The organism is Pedococcus sp. P2_E2, assembly GCF_056403955.1.
In genome coordinates this window covers 90,893-108,259 of record NZ_JBFUEM010000001.1, presented here as the reverse complement: position 1 = coordinate 108,259, position 17,367 = coordinate 90,893, and the positions used below count along the sequence as shown (strand labels likewise).

The 17,367-nt window shown below is 70.5% G+C and carries 16 protein-coding genes; 7 read left to right on the top strand and 9 right to left on the bottom strand.

The window, feature by feature from the left end:
• The first annotated feature begins 2 nt into the window (after positions 1-2).
• Complete coding sequence (locus AC1DWR_RS00480) at positions 3-917, top strand: nucleotidyltransferase family protein (protein WP_477623273.1); 915 nt, start codon at positions 3-5, stop codon at positions 915-917.
• Here AC1DWR_RS00480 and rfbD read toward each other — a convergent pair.
• Genes rfbD through AC1DWR_RS00455 form a run of 5 tightly spaced genes read right to left on the bottom strand, consistent with a single transcriptional unit; the run spans position 914 to position 5,991 of the window.
• Complete coding sequence (rfbD, locus tag AC1DWR_RS00475; RefSeq protein WP_477623272.1) at positions 914-1,798, bottom strand: dTDP-4-dehydrorhamnose reductase; 885 nt, start codon at positions 1,796-1,798, stop codon at positions 914-916. The genes AC1DWR_RS00480 and rfbD overlap by 4 nt on opposite strands.
• Positions 1,798-2,793: a dTDP-glucose 4,6-dehydratase gene (gene rfbB / locus AC1DWR_RS00470; RefSeq protein ID WP_477623271.1), complete on the bottom strand. Its 996-nt coding sequence runs from the start codon at positions 2,791-2,793 to the stop codon at positions 1,798-1,800. The genes rfbD and rfbB overlap by 1 nt, the downstream gene beginning before the upstream one ends.
• Positions 2,794-2,801: 8 nt before the next feature.
• The gene (locus tag AC1DWR_RS00465; RefSeq protein WP_477623800.1) at positions 2,802-3,746 is read right to left on the bottom strand and encodes a glycosyltransferase family 2 protein; all 945 of its coding nucleotides are present in this window, start codon (positions 3,744-3,746) and stop codon (positions 2,802-2,804) included.
• Between the two features lie 23 nt (positions 3,747-3,769).
• On the bottom strand, positions 3,770-4,915 hold the full coding sequence (locus tag AC1DWR_RS00460) for a glycosyltransferase family 4 protein (RefSeq protein ID WP_477623270.1): 1,146 nt from the start codon (positions 4,913-4,915) through the stop codon (positions 3,770-3,772).
• Entirely contained in the window at positions 4,912-5,991 is a 1,080-nt protein-coding gene (locus AC1DWR_RS00455) for a glycosyltransferase family 4 protein (RefSeq protein ID WP_477623269.1), read from the bottom strand. The genes AC1DWR_RS00460 and AC1DWR_RS00455 overlap by 4 nt, the downstream gene beginning before the upstream one ends.
• Before the next feature lie 88 nt (positions 5,992-6,079).
• Between AC1DWR_RS00455 and AC1DWR_RS00450 the strand changes: the two genes are divergently transcribed.
• Positions 6,080-7,501, top strand: coding sequence for a glycosyltransferase (locus tag AC1DWR_RS00450; RefSeq protein WP_477623268.1), 1,422 nt, complete (start codon positions 6,080-6,082; stop codon positions 7,499-7,501).
• An 82-nt stretch (positions 7,502-7,583) separates the two neighbouring features.
• Here AC1DWR_RS00450 and AC1DWR_RS00445 read toward each other — a convergent pair whose 3' ends face one another.
• Genes AC1DWR_RS00445 through AC1DWR_RS00430 form a run of 4 tightly spaced genes read right to left on the bottom strand, consistent with a single transcriptional unit; the run spans position 7,584 to position 12,621 of the window.
• On the bottom strand, positions 7,584-9,353 hold the full coding sequence (locus AC1DWR_RS00445; protein ID WP_477623267.1) for a methyltransferase domain-containing protein: 1,770 nt from the start codon (positions 9,351-9,353) through the stop codon (positions 7,584-7,586).
• 9 nt (positions 9,354-9,362) lie between these two features.
• Entirely contained in the window at positions 9,363-10,265 is a 903-nt protein-coding gene (locus AC1DWR_RS00440; protein ID WP_477623266.1) for a glycosyltransferase family protein, read from the bottom strand.
• Positions 10,262-11,329 carry an NAD-dependent epimerase/dehydratase family protein gene (locus tag AC1DWR_RS00435; RefSeq protein WP_477623265.1) on the bottom strand — a complete coding sequence of 356 codons (1,068 nt, stop codon included), beginning with the start codon at positions 11,327-11,329 and terminating at the stop codon, positions 10,262-10,264. The genes AC1DWR_RS00440 and AC1DWR_RS00435 overlap by 4 nt, the downstream gene beginning before the upstream one ends.
• Complete coding sequence (locus AC1DWR_RS00430; protein ID WP_477623264.1) at positions 11,326-12,621, bottom strand: acyltransferase family protein; 1,296 nt, start codon at positions 12,619-12,621, stop codon at positions 11,326-11,328. The genes AC1DWR_RS00435 and AC1DWR_RS00430 overlap by 4 nt, the downstream gene beginning before the upstream one ends.
• Positions 12,622-12,694: 73 nt before the next feature.
• Here AC1DWR_RS00430 and AC1DWR_RS00425 point away from each other — a divergent pair, with 73 nt between their 5' ends.
• Genes AC1DWR_RS00425 through AC1DWR_RS00405 form a run of 5 tightly spaced genes read left to right on the top strand, consistent with a single transcriptional unit; the run spans position 12,695 to position 17,214 of the window.
• On the top strand, positions 12,695-13,546 hold the full coding sequence (locus AC1DWR_RS00425; protein WP_477623263.1) for an ABC transporter permease: 852 nt from the start codon (positions 12,695-12,697) through the stop codon (positions 13,544-13,546).
• On the top strand, positions 13,543-14,796 hold the full coding sequence (locus AC1DWR_RS00420) for an ABC transporter ATP-binding protein (RefSeq protein WP_477623262.1): 1,254 nt from the start codon (positions 13,543-13,545) through the stop codon (positions 14,794-14,796). Before AC1DWR_RS00425 ends, AC1DWR_RS00420 begins: the two co-directional genes overlap by 4 nt.
• Complete coding sequence (locus AC1DWR_RS00415; RefSeq protein ID WP_477623261.1) at positions 14,793-15,740, top strand: glycosyltransferase family 2 protein; 948 nt, start codon at positions 14,793-14,795, stop codon at positions 15,738-15,740. The genes AC1DWR_RS00420 and AC1DWR_RS00415 overlap by 4 nt, the downstream gene beginning before the upstream one ends.
• Positions 15,737-16,615 (top strand): glucose-1-phosphate thymidylyltransferase RfbA, encoded by an 879-nt coding sequence (gene rfbA, locus AC1DWR_RS00410; protein WP_477615972.1) that lies wholly within the window; start codon positions 15,737-15,739, stop codon positions 16,613-16,615. Before AC1DWR_RS00415 ends, rfbA begins: the two co-directional genes overlap by 4 nt.
• Positions 16,615-17,214, top strand: a complete 600-nt coding sequence (locus AC1DWR_RS00405; protein WP_477623260.1) for a dTDP-4-dehydrorhamnose 3,5-epimerase family protein — start codon at positions 16,615-16,617, stop codon at positions 17,212-17,214. The genes rfbA and AC1DWR_RS00405 overlap by 1 nt, the downstream gene beginning before the upstream one ends.
• Positions 17,215-17,367 lie beyond the last annotated feature (153 nt).

Below are 17,367 nucleotides of genomic sequence, written 5' to 3'. Positions count from 1 at the left end.
GGGTGCCGGAGTCCACGCTGTCGATGACCGAGGGCGTGCTGCTCGCGCACGCCCTCGTGGCGCGCCTGGCTGACCAGGTGGGTGCCCGGGTGCTCTTCATCAAGGGGCCCACGGCCGTTGCACTGGGCGCCCGGCCCGACCGAGCCTCCACCGACGTGGACGTCCTCGCCGACCGGGCCGGGTTCGTCGCCCTCTGCGCCGCCCTGGAAGGGTCCGGGTGGCAGCGACGCATCGCGGCCACGGGACTGCGTCGCGCGGCCGACCTGGCGTTCGAACACTCCGCGCACTTCATCCACCCGGACTGGCCGTGCGACCTGGACGTGCACTTCTCCTTCCCGGGGTTCCTCGCGCCGGAGGCCGAGGTGTTCGAGGCGTTGTGGGGCACCAGCACCACGGTGGACGTCGCAGGGCGCTCGGTGCCGAGCCCCTCGGCGCAGGGGCAGGCCCTGGTCGTCGCGCTCCACGCGCTGCGAGACCCGGGCAAGGTGACGAGCCAGCGGGACCTGGCCCACCTTGAGGCGACCGTGGCCGGCTGGCCGCCTGACCTGCTCGCGGAGCTGGCAGACCTGGCGGCCGCCACGGGTTCGTCGGACTCCGCAGACTCGTTCCTCGGGCACGTTGGTGCGGTCGTCGCGACGGACGGCCCACGGTACTCAGCACGGGTGGCGGACTGGCGAGCGCGTCAGCAGGGGTTCGGGCGATCGACGATGTGGCTGGTGGAGCTGCGGCGTTCGCCCTGGCGCGAACGCCCGGGGGTGCTCCGTCGCGCCCTCCTCCCGTCGCCCGAGTACCTCGTCGGATCGCACCTGGCAGCGGACCTGGGCCGCGGGCGACTCGTGCTGCTCCACTGTCGACGCTGGGGTCGTGCGCTGGCCTCGTTGCCGAGGGCTCTGGGTCGCGCTCGCCGGCTCCGTTAGGCCTTCGGCTCCTGGGCCACCGCGTCTGCGACGACGTCGGCCAAGGACGCGGCGAGGCTCTCCTGCCAGGGCGGCAGGGGTGCGAGGCGTGCCATCCGCCAGGAGTCGTGCCCCAGCACGCTGTAGGTGGGACGCGGTGCGGGGAGCGGGAACGCGTCGCTGGACGTCGGCCGCACCCTCTCCGGGTCGAGCCCCAGCCCACGGAAGATCTCCTGGGTGAGTCCGAACTTGGTCGTCTCTCCCTGGCTGGTGGCGTGCCACACGCCGAACGGCGCCGACTCGTCCACGAGCCGTAGGATCGCCTGGGCGACGTCCATCGTCCAGGTCGGCTGGCCGGTCTGGTCGTCGACGACGTCGAGGGTCTCGTGCCGGTCGGCCAGCCTCGCCATGGTCTTCACGAAGTTCGGGCCCCCGGCGCCGTACAACCAGGCCGTCCGGACGATCCACGCCTGGGGGCACCGCGCCTGCACCGCCCACTCCCCTGCGGCCTTGGTCCGCCCGTAGGCGGACAGCGGCTCCAGAGGTGCGTCCTCGGCATACGGCTCGGTCGCGTCGCCGGCGAACACATAGTCCGTGGAGATGTGGACGAGGCGTGCTCCGACTGCTCGGCACGCGTCGGCGACGTTGGCCGCGCCCACCGCGTTGACCGAAAAAGCTTGCCCTTCATGGCTTTCCGCGTCGTCAACTGCCGTGTATGCCGCGCAGTTCACCACGACGTCATGGCCCCGTACGGCATCACGCACGGCATCGGGGTCGGTGATGTCCAGGTCGGACCGGGTGAGCGCGGTGACGTCATCGTCCGGGACCCCGGCGAGCGCCAGCGTCACCTGCAGGTCGAGCCCGAGCATGCCGCCCGCGCCGGTCACCAGCCAGCGGGTCATCAGCGGCCGAGCCGGTCGTACCGCGCCTCGGCGACGACCTTGGCCGTGCGCCACCAGTCCTGGTTCTCCTGGTACCAGGCGATGGTGTCCTCGAGGCCCGAACGGACGTCGGGGTGGGCCGGCCGCCAGTCGGTCTCGGCCCGCAGCTTGGTGGCGTCGATCGCGTACCGCAGGTCGTGGCCCGGGCGGTCCGGGACGTGGTCGAACCAGTCGGCCGGCTTGCCCATGAGGTCGAGGATCAGCGCCACGACGTCCCTGTTGTTCATCTCGCCGTCGGCCCCGATGAGGTAGGTCTCCCCGAGCCGGCCCTGCTCGACGATGGTGATCACGGCGTCGTTGTGGTCGTCGACGTGGATCCAGTCGCGGACGTTGGCGCCGGCTCCGTAGAGCTTGGGCTTCACCCCGTCGATGATCCCGGTGATCTGCCGGGGGATGAACTTCTCGGGGTGCTGGCGCGGGCCGTAGTTGTTCGAGCAGTTCGACAGGGTCGCCTTGAGCCCGAAGGAGCGGATCCAGGCGCGGACCAGCAGGTCGGCACTGGCCTTCGACGCCGAGTAGGGGCTCGAGGGGTTGAGTGGCGTGGTCTCGGTGAACTTGGCCGGGTCGTCGAGCTCGAGGTCGCCGTAGACCTCGTCGGTGGAGATGTGGTGGATCCGCTTGTCGTGCCGACGCACCGCCTGGATGAGCTGGTAGGTGCCGATGATGTTGGTGTCGATGAACGGCCACGGGTCGTCCAGGGAGTTGTCGTTGTGCGAGTCGGCGGCGAAGTGGATGACGAGGTCGTGGGCGGCGACCAGCTCGTCCACCAGGTCGGCGTCGGTCACCGAGCCCTTCACCACGTCGACCTCGCCGACCACGGGGTCGAGCGAGGTGAGGTTCGCGGCATACGTCATCGAGTCCAGGACGGTCAGCCGCCAGTCGGGGCGGACCTGGCGGGCCCTGATGACGAAGTTCGAGCCGATGAACCCGGCGGCGCCGGTGACGAGGACCTTCACGATTTCTCCTACGTGGTGGAGGCGGGCCGGGTCCCGTGATCGAGCTCTGCGATCAGTGCGGGTTCGACGTCTGGGAGCGAGTCCGCCGGACGGGTGGGGGGTGCGCCGTGGAACACCCGCTTGCTCCGCCGTGACGCGAGGTAGCGTAGCGCCAGCCCCAGTCGGATGATCAGCCGCAGGGGTAGCTGGCGGGGGGAGGAGTACCGCCGGGCGAGGTAGCGGTAGGCGCTGGCGTGGTGAACGCGGGACATGCCCATGCGGTCCCGGTTGGTCGCGTGACCGCCGTGGTGGACCACGACCGAGTCGGGCACGTACACGATGTCCCAGCCCGCCTCGGCGAGTCGTTCGCACAGGTCGACGTCCTCGAAGTACATGAAGTACGCGGAGTCGAATCCCCCGACCGCCTCGAACGCCTCGCGGCGCAGGAGGAGACAAGCCCCGGAGAGCCAACCCACACGGCCCTCGACAGGGTCGTGACGCTCGCGCCGGTAGCGCGCCGTCCACGGGTTGTTGGGCCAGGCCCAGCCCAGGAGGGCGTGACCGACCCCGTTGTGCAGTCGTGGGATCTGGCGAGCAGACGGGTAGAGCAGACCTTCATCGGTGACGATGCCCGGCCCGAGCGCCCCTGCTCGGGGCCAGCGCTCCGTGGCGTCGAGCAACCGGTCGATCGACTCCGGCTCGAAGCGCACGTCGGGGTTGGCGATGATGAACCACTCCTCGTCCCTGCCCTCGGCACCGAGGTTGGCAGCCCGGCCGTAGCCGAGGTTGCCGCCAGAGCTGACGAGCTGGACACCACTGCGGCCTCGGGCGCGTTCCGGCGAGCCGTCGGTGGACCCGTTGTCGATCAGGGTGACGGGCACCGGGTGTTGCGTCGCCTCGGCCAACGAGTCGAGCAGCTCGTCCAGGAAGACCCCCGGTGAGTACGTCACCACGAGCAGCCGAACCTTGGTCATCGTGTTCACGAGCGCCCCCTCTGCTATCGCGCCAGTCGTGAAGAACGGGCCGTCCCATAGGCCTCGAGGTGCCGCGCGGCCGCGCGACCCCACGAGAACTGTAGGGCCCGAGATGCCCCATCAGTGCGCATTGCGGCCCGCAGGTCGGGATCGTCCAGGAGTCGGGTGAGCGCGTCAGCGATGTCGTCCGAGTCGGGCGACGCGGCGTACGCCACCGCCTCTCCCCCGACTTCGGGGAGGGCCAGCTCGCGGGTCGTGAGCACGGCGACACCCGCCGCCATGGCCTCCAGCACCGGCAACCCGAAGCCCTCACCGAGGCTCGGATAGGCCATCACCTCGGCCCCGCCGAGCACGGCGTGCACCATCCCGTCCGGGACGAAACCGGTGCGCAGGACGCGCAGCAGCGGCGGCACCGCGGCCAGGTCGCCATCGAGCGTCGTCTCCCACCCGGCGGCCCCCGCGAGGACGAGAACGGGCGGTTCCGGGCGCTCGCTGCAGGCCTGCACATAGGCGCGAACCAGCGCGGGGACGTTCTTCCTGGGCTCGATCGTGCCGAGGAAGACGATGTATGCCGCGGAGCCGAGCCCCAGCCACTCCCTCGCCTCCGCGATCTCGGCAGTCGTGGGCGGACGGAACGTCTCGAGATCCACGCCGTGGGGGATCACCACCAGGCGACTGCGGTCGGCGCCAGTGTGCGCGACGACCTCGTCGGCGGTCGCCGCGCTGGGCACCACCACTGCGTCGGCCAGGCGGGTCGCCGCCCGTGTCCATGCCCGGAAGAACCTGCGCTTGACCGGTCCGTGGACCTCAGGGTGGCTGAAGAAGGTTGCGTCGTGGAGGGTGACCACGCGCGTCGGGCGGGCGCGACCGAGGAAGAGCGGCAGCGTGTAGTGGGGGGAGTGGACGACGTCCGGCCGGTGGCGTGCGACGAGGAGGGGCAGACCCACCTGCTCCCAGACCAGCCGGGCAGCAGGACTCTGGGCCCACGACGGCACGACGAGGGTCCGGTGGCGACCGACCAGGTGCTCGTAGGAGGCGGCGTCCCGGCGCTGGCAGGCCACGAGCACCTCGACGTCCAGCGACGCGAGCCCCGCGATGAGCTCGTCGACGTAACGCCCCACGCCCCCGCGCTGGGCGGGCAGGGCGCTGGCGTCGATCAGCACCTTCACGCGGGTCGCGCGCCCCTCCGGGACAACGCCCCTGCGTAGATCTGCCACATCCGCGAACCTACCTCGTGCCACTCGAACAGCCGGCTGCGCTCCAGTCCACGCGCGGAGAGGCCAGTGGCCAGCCCTGAGTCGGCGAGCACCGACCCGAGGGCCTCCGCGAGGGCCTGCGAGTCGCCGACGGGGACGACGACGGCGGCCCCACCGCCCACTTCCACGAGGGCTGCATCGTCGCTCGTCACCACTGGGGTCCCGGCCGCCATGGCCTCCACGACCGGCAGCCCGAAGCCCTCGGAGCGCGACGGCACGGCAACCACGGCCGCACCGGCATACCAGCGATGCAGGTCCGCGTCCGACACCCGGCCTGCCACGTGGACACGGTCCGACACACCCAGCCCGGCAGCCATCGAGGGGACGTCCACGCCTCCCCATCCGTGCGGGCCGACCACGACGAGGCGGGCCTGGGCCAGGGCCGGCTGCGCCATCGCCGCGAGCAACACGTCCAACCCCTTGCGGGGTTCGGCCGTGCCGACGAACAGGACGTACCCGGGGTCGGCCGGTGGAGCGGACTCGTGCTGCACGTCCCCCTCGAGGCGGGTGACCCCGAGGGGCACCACGACCACCTCACCCGTCGGCGCGAGCAGCTCGACCACCCTGGAGGCGACGGCCTGCGTCGGGGTGACGATGACGTCGGCCTCGGCGGCCGCCCGGGCGCCCATCCGCCGGTGGAAGGCGACCCCGCGGGCCGTGAGCGTCTCGGGATGGGTCCAGGGCACGACGTCGTGGATGGTCACCACCAGGGCATGGGACCGGCCCGTCGGCGGCACGAGCAGGGTGGGGGCGTGGATGACCCCAGCGCCGCGCAGGCGCGGTCCGACCCCGCGCTCCCACAGGCGCGCGAGACCTTTTGCCGGGATCCCGATCGTCTCGTGGCGCTGGAGGTGGTCGGGGACGGGCCCGGCCGTCGCGAACACGCCCACCAGCTCGTCCTCCGGAGCGCAGCCGAGGGCCAGCGCACGAGCCAGCTCGGCGGCATACCTGCCGGTCCCGCCCGGCACGCGCGAGCGGGTCTGTTCCATCAGCAGACGCACCTGCACCGGGCCTCCACCACCTTTCCGGACGAACGGTAGTCGGCTGGCGTGGTGGGCCATGGGAGGATCGCTGCTCGTGTGGGAGAACTTGGGTGGGGTCTACGCCAGTCATCCGCGAGCGCGGGTGCTCGGGGTGCTGCCTGCGACCGCGCCCCAGGGGTGGCGGGCCGATGACACCGAGTCGCCCACGGTGGTCCTGTCCGTCACCGAGGGACTGCCGGACGCCGGCATGGTGGCAGAGGCCGCGTCGAGCAACCCGGCCGTGATCGTGGTCCTCGCGGCAGACCCCGTGCCCACGTCCGTGGTCGTCGCCGCCCTGCTGGGGCAGGCTCCCTCCTGGCCGGGCGAGGCCGTGGCAGACGTCGACGCCAGGCTGGCGCAAGCTGGGTACGCCTGGGACCGGGAGCCCTCTCCCCGTGCGCCTTCCGTGGTCGCGGGAGGGCTCGTCGCGGCGATCGACCAGGTGCGCTCCGAGGTCGGCCTCCCCGGCGAGGGTCGGCCGCTGGTGCGCACCTACGTCTCGGAGACCGCCCGGAGCCAGCCAGGGCACGACGACGGCGCGCCGTTCCTGTCCGTCCTCGTCCGCACCCAGGCGACTCCCCGGCGGCTGGAGACGCTGGTGGACGTCCTGGCGTGCCTCCAGGGGCAGACCGACGACGACTTCGAGGTGCTCGTCCTGGCCCACGACCCGGCTCCCGAGGGCTGGCAGGGCCTGCTCGAGCTGGTGCAGGGCCTTCCGGCGCAGTTCCGTGGCCGCGTGCAGGCCGTCGAGGTGCTGGGCGGCGGTCGCGCCGCCGGTCTGGTCGAGGGCCATCGCCGCGCCCGCGGCGCCTACCTCGCGGCCCTCGACGACGACGACCTCGTCCTGGGCCACTGGGTCCAGACCTTCAGGGAGCTGGCCGTCGCGGCGGGACGGCCGACGGTGCTGCGCGCCTGCGCCGTGGCCCAGGCCATGGAGCTCCTCCCACTGTCACCTGCGGGATTCCGCGCGGTCGCCCCGGTCGAGAAACGCTGGATGAGCACGTTCGACCTGGTGAGCCATCTCGTCGACAACCACTCCCCCATCCACTCGTGGGCACTGAGCCGCCAGGCGCACGTCTGGAACCTGCGGTGGGACACCGAGCTGCCCGTGCTAGAGGACTGGGACCTGCTGCTGCGGTCGGCCCTGCGGCTCGGCGTTGCGTCCTCGCCCGAGATCACCGCGGTCTACCGGGTGTGGCCGCACGCCGAGAACTCGTTCGCCGAGCTCCCGGAGGCGAGCTGGGGAGAGGTGCGCACCCGCGTGCTCGACGGTCTCGACTCCTCAGCGGTCGCCCTGGCCCCCGGTTCGGCGACGCGGCTGCGCGACCTCGAGTTCTTCGCCCTCACCCACCGACCCTTCCGCGTCCGGGTGAAGGGGTATGCCGCGCGGCGGCTGCACCGGTCCCGCGTCGCCCTGGCCGGCACCCCGGTGGGGCCCCCGGTCAAGAAGGTGCTCCGCGCGCTGCGCGCACGGTAGTCGGCAGTCGGTAGGCGGCAGTCGGTAGTCGCTGTCGTTGTCGAGCGAGGGGGCCGCGGGCGGCTCGTCAGCGGGCGGCTCGTCAGCGGGCTGCTTGGCCGCCCGTGAGCTTGCGCAGCACGCGTCCCGATGCTCGCACCGGCGCCATCACGCGCCACGAGCGGGACGTCCGCAGGTCGGCCGCATCCTGCTCGGCTGCCAGCAGGGCGCCCCGGAGCTCGGCGATGTCGCCCTCCAGCTTGCGGACCCAGGCATGAGCGGTCGGGTCCCACTCGGATCCGCCGGTCCTGGCGGCGCGGATCCGGGCGATCGTCCCCGGCGGGAACACGTGCAGGCCCCGGTCCAGCCGATAGACGATGGCGTCCTCGGTGGCCTTCCACTCGCGCTCGTCGTGCAGCGTGTGTGAGGCCTCGCCGACGAGCCAACGTCGGTACACGCTCGTGACGTGCGGCGACTGGGCCACCCCCGCGACCAGCGCGGTCTGGAGCAGCACGTCCCAGTCCTCGAGGACGTTGAGCGCCTCGTCGAAACGCACGCCGAGGTCGCGGAAGACGCTGCGGGGGAACGCCACCGACACGGGCGGGGACTGGTTCTCGGTGAAGTGGTCGTAGAGGTCGAACGTGGACTCGAAGTTCTTGCGGACGGCCGACACGGTGCGGTGCCCGACGGAAGCACCGGTCGTCGCAGGCTGCTCCGTGATGTCCTGCTCCACCGCCACCGCACGCAGCAGGCGCCCGGGCTTGCGTGCCGCCATGGTCGCAAACGTCTGGACCCAGTGACCGAGCACGAGGTCGTCGTCGTCGAGGATCGCGATGTACTGGCCGCGGGCCGCCTCGACTCCCACGTTGAGGGGTCGCGAGCGACCGCCCGTGTCGACCGCGATGACGCGGCTGCGCGAGCGCAGCCCCTCCGGGAGGTCGTCGATCATCCGCTCCACGACGAGCTGTCGCTCGTAGCTGACCCGGTGCGGTAGCACGATGAGCTCGAAGTCCTGGTTGGTCTGGCCCATCAGGCAGGTGAGCGCGTCGCGCATGGCCTCGGGCCGGCGTCCCTGGGTTCGCATGATCACGGAGAGGAACGGGCCCTCGCCCTCATGCGGTTCCGGCCAGGCTGACCCTCGAGGGGCTCCGGGGAGGTAGGCCCGGACGAGCTGGTTGGTCTCGGAGTGCCCATGGGCACGCTGCGTGAGGCTGCGCAGGAACGCGCCGAGCTCGGTGGAGTCCGAGAGGGCGACGTTGTCGGGCGGGAAGTGCTGGTCGCTCAGGTGCAGGTTGAAGTCTGCCTCCCCGACCTCGCGCCATCCGGCGGCCCTGGTCCACCGGTCGACCAGGTCCTCCGTGTGGTGCACGACGTGGGTGCGGTCGAGCAGCCCCGTCTCGGTGTAGTCCCACCGACCCAGGAGCAACTTGATGGCGACGTCACGATGCGCGACGTTGGGCACGCCGAGGATGAGCGCTGCGCCGCCGTTGGTGCGGCTCAGCTCGCCGAGGGCCGCCAGGACGGCCGGGCCGTGCAGGACGTGCTCGAGGGTGTCGATGATGGAGATGCTCGCGAGGGGCCGGCCCGCGAGGATGCGCTCGAGTGTCGCGGGCAACCCGGCGGTGTCGTCGAGGTTGACCTCGTGAGCCTCGAAGCCCCGACCCTTGAGCTCGGCGATCCCGGCGTCGGCGAGGTCGGCGCCGACGTAGGTCAGCCCCAGGTCGCGGACCGGCTCGGCGATCGCCCCGAACCCACAGCCCAGGTCCAGGTGCACCGCGCCGTCGTTCTGGGCATGGTGCTCCTCGACGAGCGAGACCACGCGGGCGTAGACCGTCTCGGGGCCGTACACGAACTTGTACTGGTCACCAGTCATCGAGCGCCCCTAGAACCGGTGCACGGCGTAGACGCCGTCCACGAACGTGGCCACGGTCGCGGCGTCGGCGACGGGTTCGGGCAGCGTGCCCGCGGCGCGCCGCTCCTCGAACGTCGTCACGGACTTGCGTTGCAGCTCGCTGCCGTATGCCGTGAGGTCACGGGAGTACTTCTTCACCAGGTCCGGGCGGCCCCACTTGTGGGCCATCATCAACGCGGCCTCGGCGGAGTAGTACTCCTCGGCGCCGCCGACCATCCACGTCCCGTCGTCGTTGAGCCGCTTGTCGTGGAAGATCCTGGCGCTGTCGCGCAGGATCAGGCGGTAGCCGGCGAGCCGGATCCGCCACGACCAGTCGACGTCGTCGCAGTAGAGGAAGAACGCCTCGTTGTCGAAGCCGCCGACGCGGTCGACGACCTCCTTGGAGACGAGGGCGCAGGCGGTGGTGGCCCACGGTGTCTCGCCGGTGGTGGGGTCGTAGGGCTTGGGATGCTCGAAGGGGAGCTGGCGGGCCTCGACCAGTCCCACCGACGCCTGTGCCCCGAAGGGTTGGAACAGCTCCTCCACCAGGCGGGGCGACGGCACGGTGTCGGGGTTGACGATCATGACGTAGTCGCTCGCGAGGTCCTCGAGGAGCGCGTTGTGCCCTGCTGCCGACCCGAGGTTCTTGCCGAAGAAGCGGTAGTCGACGTCGTCGATCCCGAGTCCCTTGACCTCCTCGCGCAGCCGGAGCAGGAGCTCATCACCCAGAGCGGGAGTCGGGCCACAGTCCCCGAGGACCACGCGGGTGCTCCCCACCACGTCGGCGGACCGGGCGAGCTCGATCGACCGGGCCATGGCACCGAGGAAGCGCTCGACGTGCTCGGCCTCGTTGTTGAACAGGATCGAGTGGATCTGAAGGCTTGGCGCGGTCATACGGTCGCGTGCTCCTCGGTCTCGACCCACTCCTGGAGGCGTCCCACGCCCTCAGTGAGGCTCACGGCAGGCGCCCAGCCGAGCTCGGCCCGGGTCGTGGAGATGTCGGCGAGCGCATGGCGCACGTCGCCGTCGCGGAACTTGGCCACGACGACAGGCGGCGGAGCGCCGTGGTAGGCGGCCATCTCGGTGGCCAGCTGCCCGATGGTCGTCGGCCTGCCCGAGCCGACGTCGAGCACCCGCACGTCCGCCGGAGCCTGGGCCAGACCCGCGGCGAGGGCCGTTGCGACGTCGTCGATGTAGACGAAGTCACGGGTGATGTCGCCGTCCTCGTAGAGCGGGATCTCCTCCTGGCGCCTGGCCAGCCTGGAGAACAGCGTGACGATGCCCGTGTAGGAGTTGGTCAGGGACTGCCCCGGCCCATAGACGTTCTGAAGCCTGAAGATGCTGAGGGGCACACCGCGACTGAGCGCCCACGCGGCGAGGATGTGCTCCTGGGCGAGCTTGGTCGCGCCGTAGACACTCGTCGGGGCAGGGGCGGTGAGGTCGGCCCGGGCCGGCAGCCCGTGCCCGTCCTCGAAGTCCCACTGCCTGCGCTCGAGCTGGTCGTGGGACCGCTGGCCCGGATACCACCGGGAACCATCCGGGCGCTCCCACTCGCCCTCGCCGTAGACGGCCCGGCTCGAGGTGAGCAGGACGTGAGCCGGCAGGTGGTCGACGCGCCCGAGCCAGTCCGTCAGCTGGGTGGTGCCCACGACGTTGACGCGGCCGTGCCGGGACGCCTCGGTGAGCGACTGCCCGGTGCCCGTCTCGGCGGCGAGGTGGATGACGGTGTCCGGCCGCAGGTCGCCGAGCTCGTCCCAGGCCTCGGCCTTCGTCACGTCGCCGACGACCAGGGTGGCCTCGTCGGCGAGCAGCGCCGGCCTGCCGCCAGAGGGGTGGACCTGCGGGTGGAGGCTGTCCAGGACTGTCCAGGAGTCGGCCTGTGCCGTCAGGAGCTGGCTGAGGGCACAGCCGATGAAGCCCGCCCCGCCGGTGACGAGGACGTGTCCGAGCTTGCTCAACGTGGTGATCCCCCTAGATCGATGGTGGCCGCGTCAGGATCGAGCTCCTCGCGAACGCCCGCGTGACTGTAACCGACTCCCGCCGGATCGGCCCCGGCGGTGCGAGCGGGCGCGTCGCCCCACGCCTCGACTCGGCCACGAGCCCACCCGCGCCAGAACGCCAGCCCCCGCCCAGGTCCCCAGGACTTCAGCCGCAGCGCCGGCTTCTCGACGAGGTGCCAGCTGGCGAACGCGAAGGCGAAGGTGACCGACCAGGCGATCACGATGTAGGGCAGGATCCCCAGGCGGTGGACACCCAGGGAGGCCAGGGCCATCTGCACGATGAACCCCCACACGTAGATGCCGTACGAGTAGTCGTTCTTCGCCGCCACCGACTTGACGCGCGCCGGCGCGGCATACGCGAACCAGAGCAGGGCGTAGCCCATGGCCGGGACGCCGATGAGGTGGTACCCGCCGACGCGGAACAGGGCGAGCAGGCCAACCAGGAGGCCGCCGAGGGCGAGCCGTCCGTTCACGGGCAGGCGGTCGGCGTACACGGCGGCGGTGCTGCCGACGAGGAAGGTGGCGGCGAGCTGGACGAACTGGAGGTCGCCCAGCCACGGGGCCATGGCCTTGGCCACGTCGGGTGCCGCTGCGGACAGGGACCCGAGCAGGAGCAGGGCCGCCGCGGAGACGGGGACCAGTACCCGGGCCCGGCTGAAGATCGCGAAGAGGGCGAACGCACCGACGAGCAGGTAGCAGCGGAACTCGTACTCGAGGGTCCACAGCGACCCGTTGAGGACACTCCAGCCGACCTGGTGCCCGTAGGGGGTCTCGGCGAAGACGTCGAGCAGGCCGTACTGGCCGATGTGCAGGTTCCAGTTCCGCGTGAAGTACGTGAGCGGCCCTGGGAACGCAGCCGTCCAGAAACCCGCGAGCGTGCCGTGGTGGCGCAGGTAGAACGCCGGGGCGACGACCGCCGCCGAGACCACGAGGGTGAGCCAGTAGGCAGGGAAGATGCGCAGGACGCGCCGCCACAGGAACTGAAGCGTGTCGGCTGACATGGCACTGCGTGCGATGAGGAAACCACTCACGACGAAGAAGCCCTCGACCGCGAGCCCGCCGATGCTGTTCTGGCCGTGGGTGTAGCGCCAGAACGGGTCCTCGCCGAAGCCACCGAGCGGGAAGGCGTGGTCGACGATGACGGCGCTGGCGAGGATCAACCGCAGGAATCCGAACGCGTTGTCCCTCCCCCGCAGCATGGAGGACAACACGAGGGTCGACCCGTCATCGTCCGTCTGTCGTCGGCGCATCCCGTATCCTTCGTCACGGCAGAGCATTCAAGTGGCCCCAGAGGCTACCAAGCAGGTGGGGTGACACAGGTCGGTGAAGAGTGCGGCCATCGTGGGCCCGCGGGTCTACCGCGAGCACCTGACCGACCTCCTCCGGTTCTCGTCGTTGACGTCCAACTTCGTCCGCCGTGAGCTGCGCACCCGCTTCCTGGGGTCGCGTTTCGGCTGGGCCTGGTCGCTGGCGATGCCGCTCGCGGTCCTCGCCACGTACTCCGTGGTCTTCGGCATCGTCCTGGGGGCCGATCGCGGTATGCCGCCGTCCCCCACCGGGCTGAAGCTGTTCGCCGTCTACCTGTTCACCGGGCTCGTGGTCTGGAACGTCTTCGCCACCGTTCTCCAGCGCACGGTCGACGGTCTGCTCGAGCTGATCCCGTTGCGGCGCAAGGTGGCCTTTCCGGTCATCGCGCCCCTCGTGGGGTTGACCGCCGCGACGCTGATCGAGCGCGGGGTCGAGCTGGTGCTCCTCGTGGTCACCTTCACCATCGTCGGCAACATCGGGTGGACGGTCCTGTGGGCGCCGGTGATCGTCGTGCTCGTGGGCGGCTTCGCCTTCGGGATCGGCCTGGGGCTGTCCGTGCTCAACGTGGCCTTCCGCGATGTCAGCCACTTCCTGGCGGTCGGGCTCCAGCTGCTGTTCTTCGCGACGCCGATCATCTATCCGCCGGACTTCGTCCACAGGAAGTTCGAGGACGGGTCGCTGCCGTCCGTGCTGTTGTCGCTCAACCCGGTCGCGCCGTTCGTGCAGGCGCTGCGTGACGCGCTGTGGAACCTGCGCTCGCCCTCGGCGGGCGCGGTGCTGGCCATGGTGGCCCTCACCATCGTCTCGCTCCTGCTCGGTTGGCTGGCGTTCCGCGGGCGCGCCGCCCGCGTCGCGGAGGTGCCATGAGCTCGTATGCCGTGCGCGTCATCAACGTGACGCGTGACTTCAAGATCGACCACGGCCACGCCGGCAGCCTGAAGCACCGGGTCCTGACGCCCCGTGGTCAGCGTGCCGAGCACTTCCGGGCCCTCGACGACATCACCCTGGAGATCCCGCACGGGTCCACCTTTGCGCTGATCGGTGCCAACGGCTCCGGCAAGAGCACCCTGCTCAAGCTGATCGCCGGCATCTTCCCGCCGAGCAGCGGCACCGTGCACGTCACCGGTCGGGTCACGGCCCTCCTGGAGCTCGGGGCCGGGTTCCACCCTGAGCTGACGGGTCGCGAGAACGTCTACCTGGCCGGCTCGATGAACGGGCGCAGCCGCGCCGAGGTGGACGCCGACGTCGAGGCCGTCAAGGCCTTCTCGGGCCTGGACGAGTTCTTCGAGCAGCCCGTCAAGGTCTACAGCTCAGGCATGTTCGTGCGCCTCGGGTTCGCCGTGGCGGTCCACCTCGACCCTGAGGTGCTGATCGTCGACGAGGTCGTGGCGGTGGGCGACGAGCAGTTCCAGCGGATGTGCTTCGACCACCTGCACGACCTGCGGCGACGCGGCGTGACCATCCTCTTCGTCTCGCACTCGCTCAGCCTCGTCGAACAGCTGGCGGACCACGCCGTGTGGATCGACGAGGGCACGGTGCGCCAGGTCGGGACGGCGCGCGAGGTCATCGACGGCTACCTGCAGCAGGTGAACCGCGAGGACCTCGATCGGGCAGAGGAACTCGGTCGGGCGCAGGACCTGGATCCGGAGCAGGCCGACATCGCCGCCGACCCGAACCGCTGGGGCTCGGGTGATGCCAGCGTCACGGACGTGGAGTTCCTCGACGCACGCGGCCACGCTACTGTCGCAGTCGAATTCGGTGCCCCGTTGACGGTGCGACTCCACTACTCGACCCGCGAGCCGATCGACGACCCCAACTTCGGCCTGGCCATCTGGTCCGAGCAGGGGTGGCCGATCGGCGCACCCAACACCCACCTGTCCGAGGTGGCGACAGGACGCGTGTCCGGAAACGGCTTCGTCGACTTCACGATGGACCGCGTCACCTTCGTGCCGGGACGGTTGTCGTTCACGGCCGCGATCACCGACCAGTCGACGACCCACGTCTTCGACTGGCGCGAGCGCGCGTTCGACCTCAAGGTGCTTCCGCACAGCGGACTCGAACCGACTGGGCTCGTCGAGGTCGCCGGTTCCTGGAGCGGTCCCCAGAGCACCTCGTGACGGGCGGTCAGCCCCTGACCACCGTCGTGGTCGTCACCTGGAACAGGCTGGAGCTGCTGAAGGAGTGCATCGAGTCGCTGCGCTCCCAAGACGTCGCAGCCGGTGAGTTCGACGTCCTGGTGGTCGACAACGCGTCGACCGACGGCACCGCGGAGTGGGTGGCCGCCCAGACCGACCTCCGCCTGCTGCGCCTTCCCACGAACCGCGGTTTCGCCGGTGGCATGGCCGCGGCCCTGGAGCAGGTGCGCACGCCCTATGTCGCGATGCTCAACAACGATGCGGTCGCCGAGCCGGCCTGGCTGCGTTCCCTCGTCGAGCCCCTGGTCGCCGATCCCGCCGTGGGCGCGACGACGTCGAAGATCCTGCTCGAGGGGACCGACCGGGTCCTTCAGTCCACCGGGGTCGTGGTCGAGGCCGGAGGCCGCGGATCGGACCGTGGCTACCTTCAGCGCGACGAAGGCCAGTTCGACGGGCCGGCGTTCGCCGACGTCTTCGGGTTCTGTGGTGGCGCCGCGGCCGTGCGCACGAGTGCGGTGAGGGCCGTTGGCGGGTTCTGGGCCGACCTGTTCCTCTACTACGAGGACGTCGACCTCAGCTGGCGGCTGCGGCGCGGCGGTTTCCGCGTCACCTACGTCGCGAGCGCTGTCGCGGTGCACCGGCACGGCGCATCGTCACACCATGGCAGCGACCGGTTCTACTTCTACAACCTGCGCAACCGGCTCGCCGTCCTGCTCGCCAACGCTCCTCTGTCGAGGCTCCTGAGGCAGGCCGCGCACCGTCGCGGGACGGATGAGGGTGAGGTGTCGCAGGGGCCTGCGCCTCAGCGACCGGCGCCGACCACCCGGGTGCGTGCCCGCGCCCTGGGGGGACTGTTCCGCATGATCCCGTCGGTCTGGCGGCGTCGCAGGAGCCTTCCGTCGGCTGCCGATAGGGTCGCCCCATGAAGGGGATCATCCTGGCTGGCGGCTCCGGCACGCGACTGCACCCGATCACACTGGGCATCAGCAAGCAGCTCATGCCCGTCTATGACAAGCCGATGATCTACTACCCGCTGTCGACGCTGATGATGGCCGGCATCCGCGAGGTCCTGGTCATCACCACGCCGGACGACCAGGGCCAGTTCCAGCGACTGCTCGGGGACGGTTCGAAGTGGGGCATCGAGCTGTCGTATGCCGCGCAGCCCAGCCCCGACGGCCTGGCCCAGGCGTTCATCATCGGAGCCGACTTCATCGGGGACGACTCGGTCGCCCTCGTGCTCGGCGACAACATCTTCTACGGCACCGGCCTCGGCACCGCACTGAGGTCGAACACCACGGTGAGCGGCGGCAACATCTTCGCGTACCACGTCACCGAGCCCTCGGCCTATGGCGTCGTGGAGTTCGCCGACGACGGCCAGGTGCTCTCGATCGAGGAGAAGCCGGAGCGGCCGAAGTCCTCCTACGCCGTGCCCGGCCTGTACTTCTACGACAACGACGTCGTCGAGATCGCGCGCAACCTCGAGCCGAGTCCGCGCGGCGAGCTCGAGATCACCGGGATCAACGACGCCTACCTCCAGCGTGGTGACCTCTCGGTCACGGTGCTCCCCCGCGGTACCGCGTGGTTCGACACCGGCACCTTCGAGGGACTGATGGACTCGGCGCACTTCGTCCACGTCGTCGAGGCGCGCCAAGGGCACAAGATCGGCTGCGTCGAGGAGATCGCCTGGCGCAACGGCTGGCTCAGCGACGACGAGTTCGCCGCACTGGCCGCATCGCTGGAGAAGAGCGGCTACGGCGCCTACATGTCGGGGCTGCTCGAGGAGAAGCGGGGCACGCTCTAGTGGAGATCCGACCGCTGAAGATCGCGGACGCGTTCGAGATCACGCCACGTCAGTTTCCCGACGACCGGGGTGTCTTCCTCGAGTCCTTCCGCGGGGACCGGCTGGCCGAGGTGATCGGGCACCGTCCGGAGATCGTGCAGACCAACGTGTCGGTCTCCTCGCGCGGCACGGTCCGTGGCATCCACTTCGCCGACGTCCCGCCCTCCCAGGCGAAGTACATCACCGCACTGAGCGGCTCCCTGGTCGACTACATCGTCGACATCCGGGTGGGATCCCCCACCTTCGGTCAGTGGGACTCGGTGCTCCTCGACACGATCGACCGTCGCGCGGTCTACCTGCCGGAGGGCATGGGGCACGCGTTCGCCGCGCTCGAGGACAACACCACGGCGATGTACCTCGTCACCGCTCCCTACACCCCGAGCCGCGAACACGGCATACACCCGCTGGACCCGGAGGTGGGGCTCCTGCTCCCCGAGGGGATGGAGACGCCGCTGCTCTCGCCGAAGGACGCCGAGGCGCCTAGCCTCGCCGAGGCCAAGGAGCAGGGACTGCTCCCGACGTATGCCGCGTGCTGCGAGTTCTACTCGTCCCTGGGCTGACGCCCGGAGCCGGCTGCGGATGGTCGATGGGTGGACTCCTCCGTTTGGTTGCATTTCACACCTACACGCCTTGAAAACAACCACTGACCTGCAGAATTGCCCAGCGGACACGAATGACGCTGACGTCGTGGTGTCCGGCCTTTGCCGCAATTG

Excerpts from the sequence above, each read along its gene's own strand:
- rfbD (WP_477623272.1), bottom strand. The coding sequence starts at position 1,798 with ATGACCCGCTGGCTGGTGACCGGCGCGGGCGGCATGCTCGGGCTCGAC.
- AC1DWR_RS00465 (WP_477623800.1), bottom strand. The coding sequence starts at position 3,746 with ATGACCAAGGTTCGGCTGCTCGTGGTGACGTACTCACCGGGGGTCTTC.
- AC1DWR_RS00455 (WP_477623269.1), bottom strand. The coding sequence starts at position 5,991 with ATGGAACAGACCCGCTCGCGCGTGCCGGGCGGGACCGGCAGGTATGCC.
- AC1DWR_RS00445 (WP_477623267.1), bottom strand. The coding sequence starts at position 9,353 with ATGACTGGTGACCAGTACAAGTTCGTGTACGGCCCCGAGACGGTCTAC.
- AC1DWR_RS00440 (WP_477623266.1), bottom strand. The coding sequence starts at position 10,265 with ATGACCGCGCCAAGCCTTCAGATCCACTCGATCCTGTTCAACAACGAG.
- AC1DWR_RS00430 (WP_477623264.1), bottom strand. The coding sequence starts at position 12,621 with ATGCGCCGACGACAGACGGACGATGACGGGTCGACCCTCGTGTTGTCC.
- AC1DWR_RS00420 (WP_477623262.1), top strand. The coding sequence starts at position 13,543 with ATGAGCTCGTATGCCGTGCGCGTCATCAACGTGACGCGTGACTTCAAG.
- rfbA (WP_477615972.1), top strand. The coding sequence starts at position 15,737 with ATGAAGGGGATCATCCTGGCTGGCGGCTCCGGCACGCGACTGCACCCG.